12 protein-coding genes are annotated in these 15988 nt (G+C 55.4%); 3 read left to right on the forward strand and 9 right to left on the reverse strand.

Features of this window, described 5'->3' with window-relative positions; translation table 11 throughout:
* From pelF to DW796_RS08680, 6 genes are all read right to left on the reverse strand, one after another.
* Positions 1-1428: a GT4 family glycosyltransferase PelF gene (pelF, locus tag DW796_RS08655; protein WP_118094846.1), complete on the reverse strand. Its 1428-nt coding sequence runs from the start codon at positions 1426-1428 to the stop codon at positions 1-3.
* Positions 1425-3305: a DUF2194 domain-containing protein gene (locus DW796_RS08660; RefSeq protein WP_118094847.1), complete on the reverse strand. Its 1881-nt coding sequence runs from the start codon at positions 3303-3305 to the stop codon at positions 1425-1427. Before DW796_RS08660 ends, pelF begins: the two co-directional genes overlap by 4 nt.
* Positions 3302-4207, reverse strand: coding sequence for a hypothetical protein (locus DW796_RS08665; protein WP_118094848.1), 906 nt, complete (start codon positions 4205-4207; stop codon positions 3302-3304). Before DW796_RS08665 ends, DW796_RS08660 begins: the two co-directional genes overlap by 4 nt.
* Entirely contained in the window at positions 4204-6342 is a 2139-nt protein-coding gene (locus tag DW796_RS08670; protein WP_118094849.1) for a DUF4118 domain-containing protein, read from the reverse strand. The genes DW796_RS08665 and DW796_RS08670 overlap by 4 nt, the downstream gene beginning before the upstream one ends.
* A gap of 346 nt (positions 6343-6688) precedes the next feature.
* Positions 6689-7357: an RloB family protein gene (locus DW796_RS08675; protein ID WP_118094850.1), complete on the reverse strand. Its 669-nt coding sequence runs from the start codon at positions 7355-7357 to the stop codon at positions 6689-6691.
* Positions 7358-7370: 13 nt separating this feature from the next.
* On the reverse strand, positions 7371-8576 hold the full coding sequence (locus DW796_RS08680; RefSeq protein ID WP_158567719.1) for an ATP/GTP-binding protein: 1206 nt from the start codon (positions 8574-8576) through the stop codon (positions 7371-7373).
* Positions 8577-9104: 528 nt separating this feature from the next.
* Here DW796_RS08680 and DW796_RS08685 point away from each other — a divergent pair.
* A complete protein-coding gene (locus DW796_RS08685) occupies positions 9105-9776 on the forward strand; it encodes a hypothetical protein (RefSeq protein ID WP_117564828.1) in 672 nt (223 codons plus the stop codon).
* 241 nt (positions 9777-10017) lie between these two features.
* Here the strand turns inward: DW796_RS08685 and DW796_RS08690 are convergent, their stop codons facing one another.
* Entirely contained in the window at positions 10018-10752 is a 735-nt protein-coding gene (locus DW796_RS08690; protein ID WP_118094852.1) for a hypothetical protein, read from the reverse strand.
* A gap of 178 nt (positions 10753-10930) precedes the next feature.
* Between DW796_RS08690 and DW796_RS08695 the strand changes: the two genes are divergently transcribed.
* Positions 10931-12289 (forward strand): P-loop NTPase fold protein, encoded by a 1359-nt coding sequence (locus tag DW796_RS08695; protein ID WP_118094853.1) that lies wholly within the window; start codon positions 10931-10933, stop codon positions 12287-12289.
* Between the two features lie 416 nt (positions 12290-12705).
* On the opposite strand, the gene DW796_RS08700 is transcribed toward DW796_RS08695, so the two are convergent.
* A complete protein-coding gene (locus DW796_RS08700) occupies positions 12706-13494 on the reverse strand; it encodes a 3'-5' exonuclease (protein WP_118094854.1) in 789 nt (262 codons plus the stop codon).
* Between the two features lie 462 nt (positions 13495-13956).
* Here DW796_RS08700 and DW796_RS08705 point away from each other — a divergent pair, with 462 nt between their 5' ends.
* Positions 13957-15330, forward strand: coding sequence for a PIN domain-containing protein (locus DW796_RS08705; protein ID WP_158567720.1), 1374 nt, complete (start codon positions 13957-13959; stop codon positions 15328-15330).
* Here DW796_RS08705 and DW796_RS08710 read toward each other — a convergent pair.
* Complete coding sequence (locus tag DW796_RS08710; protein WP_199579844.1) at positions 15327-15707, reverse strand: transposase; 381 nt, start codon at positions 15705-15707, stop codon at positions 15327-15329. The genes DW796_RS08705 and DW796_RS08710 overlap by 4 nt on opposite strands.
* Positions 15708-15988 lie beyond the last annotated feature (281 nt).

Below are 15988 nucleotides of genomic sequence, written 5' to 3' on the forward strand. Positions count from 1 at the left end.
CTACTCCCCCTCTCTGGGCAGGTCAAACGCACGCGCCGTCTCGTCGTACAGCGCGCGATAGTTGGCGAGCATCTGCTCGTGTAGGTAGTAGGTCGCCACGCGACGCTGGCCGCGCTCCCCCATTTCCAGGCGGCGGGCACGGCTCGCGCACATGCGTTCCATGGCATCGGCCAAGCCCTTGCGATACATGGGCGGCGTCACAAAACCTGCCACGCCAAAGTCGTCACCGGGGGCGCCCTCGAGCAGCTCACGGCAGCAGCCGACCTCGGTCGTCACACAGGGGCGACGTGCAGCAAGCGACTCCAGCACGCTGAGTGGCTGGCCCTCGGAGATGCTCGTCAAAATGGTAAAGTCGAGCTTTTCCATGTACTCGACCACGTTGACGCGGCCGGTAAAGATCAGGTCGCGCACGCCCAGTGTCTCCACCAGCGCATGACACTCGGCGCCGTACTCCTCATCGTCCACGCCGCCCATAATATGCAGGCGCACCTTGGGCAGGCGCTCGTGCAGCTCAAAGAAGGCATAGATCATGGTCTTAACGTCCTTGATGGGCGCTAGACGCACCACCGCGCCAATGTCCACCCAGCCGTCATCGGGCTTTAAGGGAATGTCCTTAAAGCGGTCGAACTGGATACCGTTGGGGATGACCAGGCATTTGTCCGCATCGCAACCCATATCGACCTGCGTCTTGCGGGCGTTGTGAAACAGGCTTGTCACGCGGAAGGCGCGACGGTAGATCTCCTCCGAAAGCAGGTAGAAAAAGCGAATCCAGCGGTCCTTAAACGACGGCACCACCCAGTCGGCGCGAATGATCTCTTCCTCGCGCTCGCGCGTGTAGATACCGTGCTCGGTCAGCAGCACCGGCGCATGGTGAACGCTTGAGCCCAGGCAGGCGAGCAGGCCGCCGTAGCCAGTCGAGATGGCATGGTACACATCGGCCACCGGCACCTCGCTGCCCAGCAGGTAGAGCACGGGCAGCAGCATGGAGCGCATGGTGTGGAATGCGTCGGCAAAGGGCGTGTAGGGGTACTCGGCCAGGCACACGTCGCGAAAGATATCCATAAAGGCGCGGCTCTGCAAAAATGAGAGCGGATGTACGTGGCGGCGCTGGAAGATATCGAACAGCACGTCCCAATCCGGATTAGAAAGCGACACCAGGCGACGCAGCGCCTCGCGCTCGCGGTCATTAAAGTCGACCTCTTCCTGCTCGCCCGAAAGACGCAGCGCGTCGTCCAGGAACACCTCGTGTACCTCGACCACGTTGCCGGGCAGCTCGTAGACAAACTTGCCGCGGTCGGCAGCATGCGCGCCAATCACCCACAGTACAAACTCGTGCTCGGGCATGGCCTGTATATAGCCGTGCATCCATGTGGACACGCCGCCGTGCACATAGGGGTAGCAGCCCTCGAGTACCAAGCAGATTCTCATTTGTCGCCACCCTCCTTGCGTGCAATCGTCACGGTCTTGTCCGTGGCTTTGACCAGGTACAGGTCGCCCGTCAGATGCGTAATCTCGCCACCGGACACCGTACCCGGCTCGCCGTTATTGGCGCGGAACATAAGCCACGCCTCGTCGTGGAAGTTGCCCAGGTTGAGCGTCCAGGCATCGTCGCTCGTATCCACGCTCACCGTCACGGACGAAAAACGCTGGATGGCACCCGAGCACTCCGAACCCGTCTGGTGGCGCAGGTCGGGAGCGGACGTAGAAAGCCAGTCCAGATAGTTGACCAGGCCGCCCTTATAGACTTCCCAGCCCTCCTTGGCGCCACGATCGGGATCCAGCAGGTCATCGGGATGCATAAAGTGCGTGCTCACGTAGTGCATGTTGAGCTCGGACACGGCAGCAAGGCGCATGTAAGAATCGTCGACCATGCCGCCCGAGACAATACGCGGCTGCTCCACAATGCCATCGCTCGCCACGCCAAACTCCTGCACGTACGGAAGATCGGTGCCGTCCTCAAAATACGTACTGGCAATGGTCTTAATGTGCGGCACGTCCTCGCCGATGATCTTGCGTGCGCGGGCCGAAAGGATATTTGATGGCGGCACGTAGACCGAGCCGTGCGCGTTGGGCAACACCTCGTCCTGAAAGGCGATAAGCTCGTTGAGCGATGCAACGATCGTCTCCTTGTTCTTCCACGTCTTGTAGTCGTACAGCGTGCCATAGTCGGTGTCCCAGAGCGCCAGCGGCTGATGGTTGTAGCCGTGAAAGCCCAGCTCTCCGCCCATCTGTAGCAGCATGCCGCCAAAGTAGCGGAACTGCGTGGTATCGGCCTGGCGCGCGGGCTCGGTCTGGTTGACCGCGTCCTCGTAGTTTTCGATCATCACGCCGGTATAGCGAATACCGTATTTTTGCGCGAGCTTTTGCAGATCGGGCCACCAGACCTTGGCATAAAAGTCGGCGATGGAAAGGCCGTAGTCACGCTTGATGTAGGTGCCGTCGCCCGAAGGAACGGGGCTAGGAAAGTCATCCAGATAGAAGACGGCGCTATTGATGACCGGATAGGCCGTGGCGTCGCCCAACAGGCTCACGGCCGCAGCATAGAAACCGCGCATGACCTTGTCGTAGATACCGATATTGCACACCACGGTACGGCCGCTGCCGCAATCGCTCGACCAAATAAGCGGAGTACCCGTGTCGCCGGTTTTAGCCCACACGTGGGCCGTCTCACGCAGCGAAACCGAAAGCGACGAATCGAAAGGATCCGAGAGTTCATAACGCTGGCCACCGCCAATCATAAAGTCCTCGCTCGGCACGATGCTCTCTGCCGTCGAATATTCATAGCCGGCAGAATCGATGCCCAGCTTGGGACCGATTGCCTGCAGGTAGCTGGAATTATCCGGCGTCATGGCGAGCATCAGCGAACCGCCGGCACTCACCCAGCTCATGATGTCGGAGAGGTGCGTACCGAGCCCGTCGAGCGACGGCATCAGTAAAATCACGCGGTCGAAGGATGTGAGGGAAGGAATCGCATCAACACCATCGGTGGCAATATCCACATCGCGGTAGGCGATCTTCATGTCAAGCAAGATCTGGTCGAACTGCTCTTTGACGTCCTCGACGCCATCTTGGTCCGAGTCGGTAATAACCAGGCACGTGGGCTTTTGGCCAAACATCGCCGAGCTTGCCGGCACCGCGTCGTTGGCAGCGAGCAGGCCCAGCTTATGCTGCCCGGCGCTGTACTGCACGCCGGCACGCTCGATCAACAGCACGGCGGCCATGGCGATAAAGACCGCCCACACCACGAGCAGCCCCATCCAGCGAAAATGGCCCGCACGGTCGCGGAAATGATGCACCACGCTCATCGGGCCTCCTCTCCGTTGCGCCAAAACGCCAGTTCCTCGCGGTTGGCGGCGCTCAAGTATACATGCTGTTTGTCAATCGCATCGATCACGCGGTGGACCTCGTCACCGTCGCGGCGCATCACCGCAAGGCGCAGGCAAAGCATCCAAACCTCCTGCTCCTCGGGCACGTCGAGCACCAGCTGGTCGGTCACGGCCTGCGCCTCGTCGATCTGTCCGATATCGGTCAGCGCCGCCGCGTATCGAATGCGCAGCTCAAGGGTGTCCTCGCGCTCGCAGAGACGCGCAAGCAGGCGCGCGTACTGTTGGCGCTGAATCTGAGCCACGCGCCCCTCAGCCAAGCCCGAGCCCAAGTATTCACCAAGAAAATCGCAGTATTCGTTGAGGTTTTGCGCGCTCGGGTCCGTCTTAAAGGCACGCTCCAGCTGCTGCAGTTTAAGGTCGGACTCCTTGGAGATCTGCGCCACCGCCGTCGCGGCATAGTGAGCCACCTCAACGTCGTCGTTAAGCTTAGCCGCCTGCAGCTGCGCCAGGTACGCGTCGGGCTCCTCGGTGAGCATGGAGAGCATGAGGCGGCGCCGTTCTGCCGGATCGTTGACGATGAGCGCCTCCTCGAGCGGCACTACGCCTGCATCGGCATCACGTTCGTGCACTAGGATGCTGCGATGCAGGTCGTCGTTAAAGCGCAGCGACTCCAGCGCAGACTCTTTCAGCCCCTCGCCAAACACCGCGCCGCGGACCGATAGCAGAACCACCAGCAACGGGCCCCACAGCGGCACCAGCACTATCACAGCCAGCATGTGCCCGCGCACCGGCAGCAGGCCCAACTTCATAAGCGTCCAAAGCACCAGGCAAACCAGCGCATGAATCAGCAGCAAGACGGCGGCAACGACAAGTGAGATCAAGCGACATCCCCCTCACCGTCACCGGTGTAAGCGATGTGCTGCAGCAGCGCCACGATGTCCTCGCCGTCGACGGGCTCCACCGCAATCTGCTTTGCGCTCAGGCGCTCGCGGATAATGGGCAGATCGCACGCCTTTGCCTGGCGCATAAGCAGGTAGAGCACGTCGCCATCGACCAAGCCCGCCGCGTCGCTCTCGCGGATTGCCGACCCAATTGCGCCCACCAGCTCGCCGACAGGCTCCATGCCCGGTACCACGCGCAGGAGCAAAAAGCTGCCCATCTTGCCATCTGCCAGCGCTTGCTCGGCCGCGAGCTCTTGGCCAAAGGCAGCCTGTTTGAGCACGCAAGTGCCGTCAACGCAGCGTTTATCCTGTGCCACCGCCTCATAGTCAAAGGCACGGCCCAGCGCGCTTTCGACCAGGCCGCACAAGATGCGGAACAGGTTTTGATAATAGAGGGTCATTTGGTTTTCGGCCGCGCGACGCACAAAGATCAACACGGCGGGTGCCCCGTCGCGCTCGATCGTGTATCCAAACATGGGAAGCCCCGGCGTCAGCTCGCGGTTCACCCACAGATTCGAACGACCCCCGTCACCCAAAAGAGGTGCAAGCTGCTCAAGCGTGAGCGAGCGTGCGGCATCTTCGGCAATCGCGGGACTTGCCGCCACCAGGCGTGCAAATGCTCCGCCCGAAACATGGTAGATCGCCACCGAATCGTTCTCGAGGATCTCGCCCAGAAGCTCGCAGCACTTGCGATAGATGTCGCGTGGGTTGAACACGTCGAGCTCCTGCGTCACGGCAAAGATCTTGCCAAAGCTGTCGTGGCGACCCACGATCTGGCGCCTGTACGCGCGCTTGTCCTCGATCGCGTCGTGGTAGAGCTTCGTAAGGAACGTATTGCGGTTGCGCACGAGCTCGTTTTGATCGCGCTCCGCCCTTATGGCTTCGCTGTTGCGCAGCTGCACATAGCCGCACACGGCACCCACAACAAAGTACGCAATAAACGGCAGCCAGTTGGACGGCTCGTAGAACAGGCCCTGGAAGGTATAGCCGTACAGAGTAAAGTAACTCGCGGCCAAACCCACCGACGCCAGCAGCGCCGCAACCAGGCCAAAGTCCAAGCCATACAGCGTGCCGATCAGCACCACGTAGAGCAGGCGATAATCGAGCACGTTGAGCTGGGTCGATTGGGAGAACAAGCGCTCCAGCACTTCAAAGAGCACCCAGGCGACTGCCGTCTCCAGGCATTTGACAGGCAGCGCGCGCATTTGAATGCGGTCGATGGCCGCGCGCAAGGGGTTGACCTTCTTTGCACGACCAGCATCCCAGCGAGCCTGAATGGTCGAGAGGTCGCGCAGTAAGTCGTAGCGCTGAAACCAGCCATAGCGCACGCGAGCGACGTCGCTGGCGGGCAGGGCGTAGCCGGCAGAATCGCCATAGGCAACTGAGAGCCCTGGGAACAGTGCCTTGAGAGCGTCACCCACCTCACCCACCGTGTGATGGAAGGTATCGGCTACGTCGAGCGTCTCAAAGTTACCATCCCAGCTGTCGAAGATACGGCGTACCAGCACCGCAAGCTCCTCGGCACACAGCAGAGGAAACGCCGCATCCTGCGCGCCCTGCAGAGCGGCCGATCCGGTTGAGCATTCGTCGAGCATCGGCACCAAAAACGGGTCCTCCAGCGCGGCAGACGCGGTATACAGGAACGGCACGCGCAGGATCTTAGTCTGAACGCCCTCGCGAGCAGCGTAGTAGCGGCACAGGTCGTTGGCTGCGTGCGCGATAATGCCCTTGCCCGTTCGCCCCGCGGCATCGGCGGCACCCTCGGCACCCGCGGGACCTGCTATATACAACAGCTGGATCCGGCGACCCGCGCACGTACGAAAGACCGAGCGCAGCAGCTCGATATCGCCCACGGTATCGGTATGCGGGGTTAGGTAATTAGACAGGTAGACCACGCGGTCGAACTCGTAGGCCTGCTCCAAGTGCTGGAGCAGCTCTTTCCACGAGGCACGGGGCGACGACTTATCGCGGCGCGCTTCCTGCGCGGCTACGACCTGCACATGGTCGCCGGGGAACGCCTTGGCACAAAAGTCATCGTCAACATATGCGGTGTTGCCAACAACCAGCACTTCCATGGCGCACCCCTCCCCTAAAATCCACTTCTGTCATAGTCAAACATGCGTATTTTACGCTGTCAACGCGAGTTGGAACGCCTTTAAGGCTGTTTTAAGAACTTTTTTAGAGGATGTGGAGACATCGAGAGTGCTAAATGAGCGACCAATTCGGAAGTGGGGTGAAAAACCGAGACCTGTCGACCAGACCCTAGTTTTGGGCGCCCGCGACCTGCGGTTTTGTTGCCTGAAATCGGGCTATGCTCGGCGAGTTTCGATTTTTCTCCGCACTTCTCCTACGCACCGGATTTGCAATCGCGCATCACAATCCGCCAATCGCCCTAACCGGAAAGCCAATCCACAGACTCGACTAGCCAGCCAGATACGGCCCGATTACATCGAAAATTTCGCCCACCTTAGTTGCAGGGTTTTGCGCAGATGGCTTAACGTTACCCAGCCCCCTATGGTATGTGACGAGGCGCCCAACACGCCGCAATGCCTCGCCTCGTTTGCCGTCCACCACCTCGAACAGCCCGTCCAAGTTCTTGCGGTACTCGATGCCCAGGTCTCTCGACATCTCCTGCGCGAGGGCATGCTGGCAGTCGGACGCGGACATATGCGCGGTCGTGTAGCGAAAGTGCAGAAGAGGCCACAGCTCGAAGCAGGGGTTCGACCACAACGCATGGAAGGTCCTCGAACCATCGGAGAGCTCGTCGCATTTGCGCTCCATCGCGTCAAAGTCGGACGCAGGAAAGTCATCCTTGTCATACACGAGCCACACATGGTCGAATGTCTCGGGCGCATAGCGGCAGTGTTCGACGGCAAAGTCAAGTAGGTCAAGTGTGTGTTTGCCGGTCCCCTTAACGACAATGGCAACCTTACGCTCGTTCGCCGCACCCAACGCCGCACGCACACCCTCAAAGTAGCGAGGCTCGGTCTCCTTGCCCTCGCTCACTACAAGATGACGCGTCATCTGAACCATGCGCGAGCGGCCCTCTCGTTTGCCGCTACGCCAGCCCTTCGACTTCTTCGCCACCATGCTAATCCCACTCCTAGATGCGGGTGAGATACGGATCGGCGCCGTAGCGACCGGACAGGTATTGCTTGTCGAAAGCCGCGTTCTTGCTTACCAGATTACCGTTTGCCTCGTGGATGTCGGCGAGAGACCACAGTTGGCTCGCCTCCCCCTCGCCGCGCGCAGCGAACCATATCTCGTCACGGCGGAACACATCGTTTCGCATGGTTGACACATCCTGGGACGAGAAGATGAGCTGCGCGCCACTCTTGTTGACCCCAGGATCCTTAAACAGCAGAATCACATAGCGAAGAAGCTTCGGGTGCAGTTTGGCGTCGAGCTCGTCTACCACAACGGTGCCACCACGCTCAAGCGCTGTCATCAGATACGCAGCCAACCCCATGAGCTTCTGGGTTCCGGCAGATTCCTCGGATAAACGCAGCTCGTACGCCTTGCCGCCCACCTCGTGCCTCACGAAGACGCGCTGGCCGCGCCACTCCGGCGCCCTCTCCACTCTGAAGCCATCAATACGTACATCAACGGCGCGCAAAAAACGCGTGACCTCGGGTGAGTCATCCTCATCGAGCAATTGTTCGAGCATCTGCTCCAGATAGGAGCTGTTATAGTTCAGGAACACCCCGTCAAGAAACCAGCTGGCAGCCTCCTTGACCACCGGCGCGTCAAAGTTGATGCAGAGAAACGACAGGTACGGCAGCCTCGGATTGAATCTCGCAGCCGTCACGAGCTTACGCAGCGTGGGACCGAGTTCAACCTCTGCGCCCTCACGCTCGAACAGCATCGCCGTGCGTGACGCTCCCAATTTTCGCCGCCACAGGCCTTCAGACACGATCTCGTCCGCATGCACGGACAGGGCATAGCGGTACTCGTGCTCACCCGCGCGATAGTAGAGCTCGAATTCGGTGGGCTCAGCAGCCGACACTTCATCGAACTCAAACGCAGAGCAACGGGGTATCGAAGGGCGGTTACCCTCTGGCGCATCAGTGCTTGCAGACAGCAATCTGATCGGCCTGGCCACCGCCGAACGAATGTAGTCAAGCGCCTCGAGCAGGTTAGACTTGCCGCCAGCGTTAGGCCCGTACACCGCAGCCACCGGAAGAAAACTCTGCCCGTCAGGGAACTCTATGAGGGAGCACTCGAACTCCCTCATCGATGTTGCCTGCATAGAAAGCTCGGTCTCGTCGCGATAGGATCTATAGTTCCTGAAGGTGAACTGACAAAGCATCGTCCTCAAAATTCCTTTCATTGTTTTGAAAAGATATTTCAGAGTTTTTATTTGATTATAGACTTTAGGAAACATCAATCAAGTGTTTACCACTCCCAAGACAACAGGTATAGGGCGCCGAACACGGAAGTGCGGTAAAAATGAGTCCATCGTCGAAGCGGACACGGCCGGCGTGCCAGACTTTAAACGCATAAAAAAGGGCAACACCCTCTAACTGAAAGCGTCGCCCTTAAAGCCCCAAAGAGCTTTTGTACTATGACTACGTACTATACACCTCAATAAGGTGAAGCATCATACCCAGTTCGCCCGCCACGAAAGCATCAATGCCCACAAGCTAGAGGATGATCGAATCAACCGCATACCAGGTTCTTCAACGTCGAGACGCATTGCTTTAGATCGGACGCTACGCCAACTTTCACGACATTACCCAATCCGGCACGCGGGTTTGAGGAGACGCTCTTATATTTGCACTAAGAACCTGAGCACATGACGAGGCTCGGAATACATCAACCAACGAGAGGACTCGCCATGCCAATAGACGGAATCATCTACCTACTGAAGTTCGCTCCCCAAGAGGCGTACATCGACGACCTGATGAACGGGCGCCTCTATATGAACGCCGCCGGCTACTATCACGGTCTGCCCGGAGAGCAGGGCGATCCGCTAGAAGCGTCTCTGGCATGCGGCATGGGCATCTACGCCCATTGGCTCTTGCCGATCTACTGCATGTACACGGTGTGGGAGAGCGACATCGTTGACAACGCTGTCGTAATTACCAAGCGAATGGTCGAGGAGTTCAGGTGTTCCGACGGCTGGATCGGCATCGTGCGGTATGACCGCTTTGAGCGGCTGCTAAATAGGAAGTTTGATTCGGGAGATGGCGTATCCCTGCACGGCCCCGTCTTTTACGGCGCCCCTAGTCCAAGCGTAACTGCCGAGGCATTCCAAGGCATCCCGGACAACCTTGTTATCAAAACACCCAAATTTGCATACCAACGGGAGTATCGAATCGTCGGATCGCAACCGGTCAAGTGGCGCCTTAAGCCCGACAAGAACAACCCTGACTACAAAATCGAAGAGTATGGACATGCGGAACTGGACTTAGGCGGCAGCCTTATGGACTTTTCCTGGAAGGTGCCGGTATCGAGCCTCACGGAGGTTAAAGGCGGCCTCATGCTTAAACTGCCGTTAGCTAAATAACAAGTCGACGAGCAAGCAATCGTCCACTCGAAAAGCCACAATGGAACCCTACTCAATACTGCAAGGAACTAATGGAACTGGGGCACGGCGCAATCTCCGCCGCCCTCCGCAGACGACTCAAGCTCAAGCGAGAAAATACTCACGTTACATCGCCACGCGAACTCACAACTCTTGAGTCACTGCTTAATCGAACTTGACGGGAATGGAGCGGGTTCGCCTAATTGCTAGTCGGCAACTACACTCAATCATTCACTTGAATCGAACTCACGCCCCGTTCGCAATCATCACGAGAATCTCTCTCGCCTGATGAAGGCAGCTGCAGTGGCTTGTCAACATGAAAGCCCGGAGAAGAGCAGAGCGCGGTATCGATAACATATAACGGATCGCTCGAGCCGATTTCGATCCCCCGACTCGAGAACTTCAATCGCTGCGGGGCGGGCAGATAGCGAGGGGCCTCATCCGCATTGTGTTCATACTCATACCGATATAAACAGGAAAGGAGAACGAACAATCCTGAAAGCGCCTGGAGCACATTGCCAAGATTGGCTTCGGCATAGCTATCTAAGCGATGGTGTTTGACATTGTTATACGAGATCCACCATTCAGGATTCATGGTGGATTCGGTCCCATCATCTGCCCACCAAGATGACCAGGGGTTAATAACGATCTCGCTGGCATCAATAACAACCCAGCTAAAACGAAACTGTTGCGAGAAGCGAGCGTGAACCATCTCACGCGCTTCGGAAATGTTTTTAACCGCACCCCAATCGACGCTCTCGTAACGCCCAACAAGGTGGTTAAGATCTTTAAAGGCGACGTCGATCTCGGAACAAATCGAGAGATAGGCTTTGACGAGCTCGGCGCCATAGGTGCCATAGTTCGCTTCGGTTGGCTCGATGTAATGCAATATACGAATGACATCTTCCTCGAGCAAAATGAAGTAATCCCAGTGTATTTGACTCATTGAAAGCGCCATCTAAACCATCCAATCAATCAGCATAACCAGTAAGCCCATTTTACGGTCTAGGCATTGTTAAACATTAAAAGGGTAAAACCTACGGATGGAAGCCAGATATGAAGAGACCTACCGATCCTATTTACGGAAAGAATAAGACCGAAACACAATCTAAGACCACAGAAAGAAGGCGGCCACCATGAAACGAGTCGATGAGGAGCCCACGCCGAAAGCGATTGACAACGCCCTCAGCCAGGATCCGCTTCACCGCAAGAGAGAAATTGAGGACTTTCTAAAGATGCTCATTACGGTTGAGCCTCCGTATACCTTTGTTATTGACGCGCCTTGGGGATCTGGCAAGACATTCTTTGTAAAACAAGTAGCTAGAGTCCTGCAAATGGCAAATCCGACTCTCAAACACGATTTCGAGACACTTAACGCGACACTAGGAGAAACCGCAACAGAACTCCCCGCGACACCATGCCTCCCCATTTATTTCAACGCATGGGAAGACGACCATTTCGACAATCCGATCTTGCCTATATTGGCCTCTATCGCTAACGCCGTAGACGAACAGAGCGTCAAGGGAGGAAAGGATTTCGGCAAGGGAGTCATTAGCGTCATAGAAACCGCCGCTTCCATTATTGGATACGGCGTTGACATTAATGGCATCATTGAAAATTTCAGCGGCACCGATTTTCTCGAACAGTACAAAGCGGAAAAAGAGCTTAGGAGCAAAATTGGCGAGCTCATAAAGAGCCATCTGCCCAAGGTAGCCAAACGAGCCATCATCTTTATCGACGAGCTTGACCGCTGCCGGCCCGAATTCGCTATAAAGGTGCTCGAGCAGACCAAAACCCTGTTTCAACAAGAAAGCATCGTTGTGGTTTATTCGACCGACATCACGCAGCTTGCACATTCCCTCCAAGGCGTATATGGCCCAAGATTTGAAGGGAGAAAATACCTCGAGCGCTTCTACGACAAGCGCCTAGAGCTAAATCCGATAAAGCCGGCTGACTACCTTCTGTATAAAGGCATCAATACAATGGATGGATATACCTTCATGGATATAACCGTCGATTTGCTCAGCTACAAACATGCCTCACTAAGAGCCTGCAACAGGCTTATCGACTCTATAACAAGTCTGTCCGGATACATTACTAACCACTGGGAGCACTTTGGGGATGGAAGGGTTCAGCATTTCCCAGACCAGGGCCTGCTTCCTGTAATAAATATTCTTGCTTACTATGACCCGCTCGCCTGGCACGAAATGAAAACCAGCACTGACTTCGGGGCTGTCTACGAACTTGCGAAACACAGCAATCGCTTCATCCAATATCTTGATGAAGTGATTGATTCGGTATGGGGAGCCAATAAGGATGAACTTCCCTATAAGCAGGATATTGAAAATAGACGCAAGCGTATTGTAGAAGATCTATGCGCGTTGATATACGGCAACGATGACAGGGACCCACGGGTCAAAGAACTGGGCAATTGTGAACTTACCAGAATGTCTTTCAATCAGCAGCTATATCAGCGCCTGACGCCACCATCGTAGGGCGGCGGCGATCCGTCCAGTGGCCTTATGCACAGCTCCATGACGCCCGCATCCGGGCTCGAGGCAATGGCACTCGACCACTTCATCCGAGAAGAAGCAACCATCACGGACAAAGACGCACACGACACGACCCGCGCCAACATGAGCAAAAACAACACGCGGCAGCACCGCAGAGCCGAACGTTAGCAAGAAAAAGGCAACGAGGGCCCATGACGGCCACGGCGCCTAGGCGCAATGCTGCGGTACCACTTCGCAATATTCAACAGTGGCTAATTAAACAAACGCCGCACCCCACCAAGACGCTAGTGCCCAAGCCGTTCTCGTCAAGGAACAGCTTGTGCACACTCCATGAAACCACAGCGAGAACCGCGACCAGGCCTCGCGCCAATAGCGGAAACGCTCCATACCGCCACAGATCACCCCTCCCCGTCCATGACCGTCCAGCTCACAGGCTCAATGCCTGGAAGAGACGTTAGGCAAGAGGGGCAGGCAACCTGATGGTTCCCGTAATTTGTCCTGAGCTGCATAGAAGCGGAGACATATACCGCTTTGCGGGCGCGAGTGACGCCGACGTAAAGCAGGCCCGTTTCCTCAATAAGCCCATCTGGCATTTTCTTCGCATCCACGATCCGACATCCATGCGCAGAACGCGAGCGCATACCAGCACTTTCGCACCGAGAGCAAATCACTCCAGGCCAATCAAAACGCGTAACGCCCGGAATGAAAACAGTGTTCCACTCGAGCCCCTTAGCGGAGTGAATGGTCATCATCGAGATATCTGCATCAAGGTAATCGGAGAAACGCCGCAGGGAGCCCTCGGAAAAGACGCTCATGATATAGTCGAAGCGCTCCGACGGATCCAGCGCGACGCAGTCATTTTTAAGGTGTTTCCGAAGCGCTCTAAGAAGCATGGCATAGGACCGCCCATACTCGAATCTCCCGGAGCAAGTCAGCAGTTCATCAGAGATGGAGTCGATTATTTTGTCCGCAGCAAACCGGCTGACGCCCTTTTCTCCAGACGCTTCATCGGTAATCCTGGATAAAGCAAACGCATTGAATTCAATGAACTCTGGCTCTATATCCGAGAAAAGTCCGTTGGAGTGTGACATCCCCTCTTTAGTCAGCTCGTCAGTGACGAGATTGGTCAGGGCACCGCGCTTGCGAACTAGAATCGCAATCTTACCGCCACTGCCCTGAGCGAGCACAGCGACCTTCGAAACGATGACAGTCGCTTCGTCTTGCTGCGTGGCGCCAACAAATTATGGAAGTCGGACCGAACCGTTGGCAAGGTCACCTTTCATGTGGGGAATCGACACAGAACATGGCAAAAGACCGTTTAGCGTGAACCTATCCCTGAAGATCCTATCTAGGGAAAACATCACGCGTCTCAGCCCCTTGTCCTAACCGTTCCTCATGAAGTGGAGGAAGTTGTCATTAACCTTCTTTTCATCACGGGTTAGACCATTGCCTCGCGTAAGTATTTGGTCGACGACGCGGCAACAATCAACCAGAGAAAACTCGCCAACGCTGACTGACAGCAAGAACAAACTCCAATGCCCACACAGTAGAATCCATACAAAGCCGTGTAACAAATCGCTACAACCCCGACCACTTTGAACGAATTACCATAGCACTCAAAGTGATAACAAATCAGGGACTGCAAGCGTGTGGCACCGTCAGCGTTGCAACGATTAAAGACAATCTTTGATGCGTGGCAATGGATAATATTGTTTAAGAAAGTAGCCAACAAAGGAGAGGCAATCGTGATAGTAATCGTCGACACAAATCTGGCTAGGAACGAAAACTCATATTCCGAGCTTCTAGGCAACCGGAAGCAATTACAGACAATTGCCGCAAGTAACGAACTATATATTCCCGAAGTCGTTATCGATGAAATAGTGGCACAGAAACGTTTGTCTTTTCTGAGGGAACAGGCGCAAATTAATAGAAGCGGGATACTCAAGCTGACGAGCTTTTCAATGAAAGAGGCCGAAAGCCTGACTTTCGAACAAGTCGAAGAGGAAATCCGCAGCGATAGATCGATCCAGTTTAAAGTCTTACCTCAAGCGCCGGTCGAATACGCATTCTCGCGTATATACAAGTGGGCAATAAATCACGAGCCGCCATTCGAAGAAAAGAGCGATAAGGGTTTTAAAGATGCCTGCATTGTCGCATCAATCGACCATTTTCTCGAGCAGTGTTCAAATGAAACACGTGTGATAATTTGCACCGACGACAAAAGAATGACCGAGTATTTCAAGGATCGGAACAACATCACGGTCGAAGGCGACTTGAAAAATGTAATCAAACTTAATAATCGCCCTAAAGATGAAGAGAAATTCGAGATCACACCGGACACCAGCGATGTCGATACGAAGAACGCCGCTAACGCTGACGTTAATGATCTAATAGAAGCGCTGGCAAATTCGCTTTCCTTCGCTGAGACGCATTCGATTATTTCAAAACTAAGTTCCAGCCCCCACGTGATCACAGATCAACAAGAGCTCCGCATCCTTTCAGTCGCCTTAGAAAACCAGCAAGTCGAATGGATATTAAAGGATGACGACATCAGTGACTACATAAAGCCGATTTTTCTAAGACATAAAGACGATCTTATTGATAGCGAATACACAAGGTATCTTGACGCTTTTGATCTCCCAGATGAGCGCGAAGATGAACGCGAATCACCGTTTTTCACGACAAAGGAAAAGCAGGCCTTTCGCAATTTTATTAATGAAATAAGCCAACATGCTGTCTACAAAAGTCATTTATCAACTTTTGAGCTGGATGCAGACACAGTTCGCACGCATCTGCATAATTTGCTTAAATCACATTTATTAGACAGTTCACTTGCAAATGTCAAATATCTAACTGACATTCTAATCAATGGAGCAGTCGAAACAAAACCAGGGTCTATATCAATCAACACCATCTCTGACTTTGTGAACCTACTCGATAATGCGAGTCCTAGAAAAAGAGAGGCCATCATGGCGAATCTGATTTCCCATCTAGAGGACATCGAAGACGATATTCCATTTTAAAAGCCAAGCACAAGCGAAGTGCCGCGGACGACAAGGGCCAAATTTTCTTGCAAAGTCCTCTTCAAACAGCGTATAGAGTAGTTACTCAAAAGAAGTGTAGCCATATCGTCGGATCGTTCCTCAATGTCGACGTTCAGGCTCGAGGCGATTGCGCTCACCTGGTCCATGGAGAGTCTCGATACGCCCATCTTCTCGGCCACCCTCTGCGCCTTGCGGGTGCTAGCGCCCGCAGCGTACATCTCGACCACGGCGGCCACGAGGGCACAGCCGACGCGCTGGCCTCGCTCGATCACGTCCTCCGGGAAGAGGCTGCGCTCGCAGTAGCTGTCGCGGCTGTTCGCCCCGCCGCCGCACAGTCGGTCGGCCTCGGCGTCCATCACGGCGTTCACGACCTAATCGGCGAACCTGCGCAGCAACTCCTGCATGTCGATGGCGCTGTCTTCGAACCGGGGCATGGCGAGCATGTCCGGCGTCAGGCCTGGTAAGGTTTCCGTAACGATCTTCATCCTTTCCTTGAACCTGTTGCTGTGGTGATTTCAGATTCCAGAACGAAGACCCTTCTTTCGTTAAACTGTGCTAGGGTGCCACCCTAGCACCAACATTTTCGGTACCGTCAAGATTCTTTCGCAAATTGATCGAGGCGGCCTCGGCCCCGCCT

Source organism: Collinsella sp. AM31-2AC, from assembly GCF_003469285.1.
Classification (GTDB): Bacteria; Actinomycetota; Coriobacteriia; order Coriobacteriales; family Coriobacteriaceae; genus Collinsella; species Collinsella aerofaciens_AT.

Coding starts and splice junctions, on each gene's coding strand:
- DW796_RS08710 (WP_199579844.1), bottom strand. CDS start 15,707: ATGGACGCCGAGGCCGACCGACTGTGCGGCGGCGGGGCGAACAGCCGC.
- DW796_RS08670 (WP_118094849.1), bottom strand. CDS start 6,342: ATGGAAGTGCTGGTTGTTGGCAACACCGCATATGTTGACGATGACTTT.
- DW796_RS08675 (WP_118094850.1), bottom strand. CDS start 7,357: ATGGTGGCGAAGAAGTCGAAGGGCTGGCGTAGCGGCAAACGAGAGGGC.
- DW796_RS08695 (WP_118094853.1), top strand. CDS start 10,931: ATGAAACGAGTCGATGAGGAGCCCACGCCGAAAGCGATTGACAACGCC.
- DW796_RS08690 (WP_118094852.1), bottom strand. CDS start 10,752: ATGGCGCTTTCAATGAGTCAAATACACTGGGATTACTTCATTTTGCTC.
- DW796_RS08660 (WP_118094847.1), bottom strand. CDS start 3,305: ATGAGCGTGGTGCATCATTTCCGCGACCGTGCGGGCCATTTTCGCTGG.
- DW796_RS08680 (WP_158567719.1), bottom strand. CDS start 8,576: ATGCTTTGTCAGTTCACCTTCAGGAACTATAGATCCTATCGCGACGAG.
- pelF (WP_118094846.1), bottom strand. CDS start 1,428: ATGAGAATCTGCTTGGTACTCGAGGGCTGCTACCCCTATGTGCACGGC.
- DW796_RS08685 (WP_117564828.1), top strand. CDS start 9,105: ATGCCAATAGACGGAATCATCTACCTACTGAAGTTCGCTCCCCAAGAG.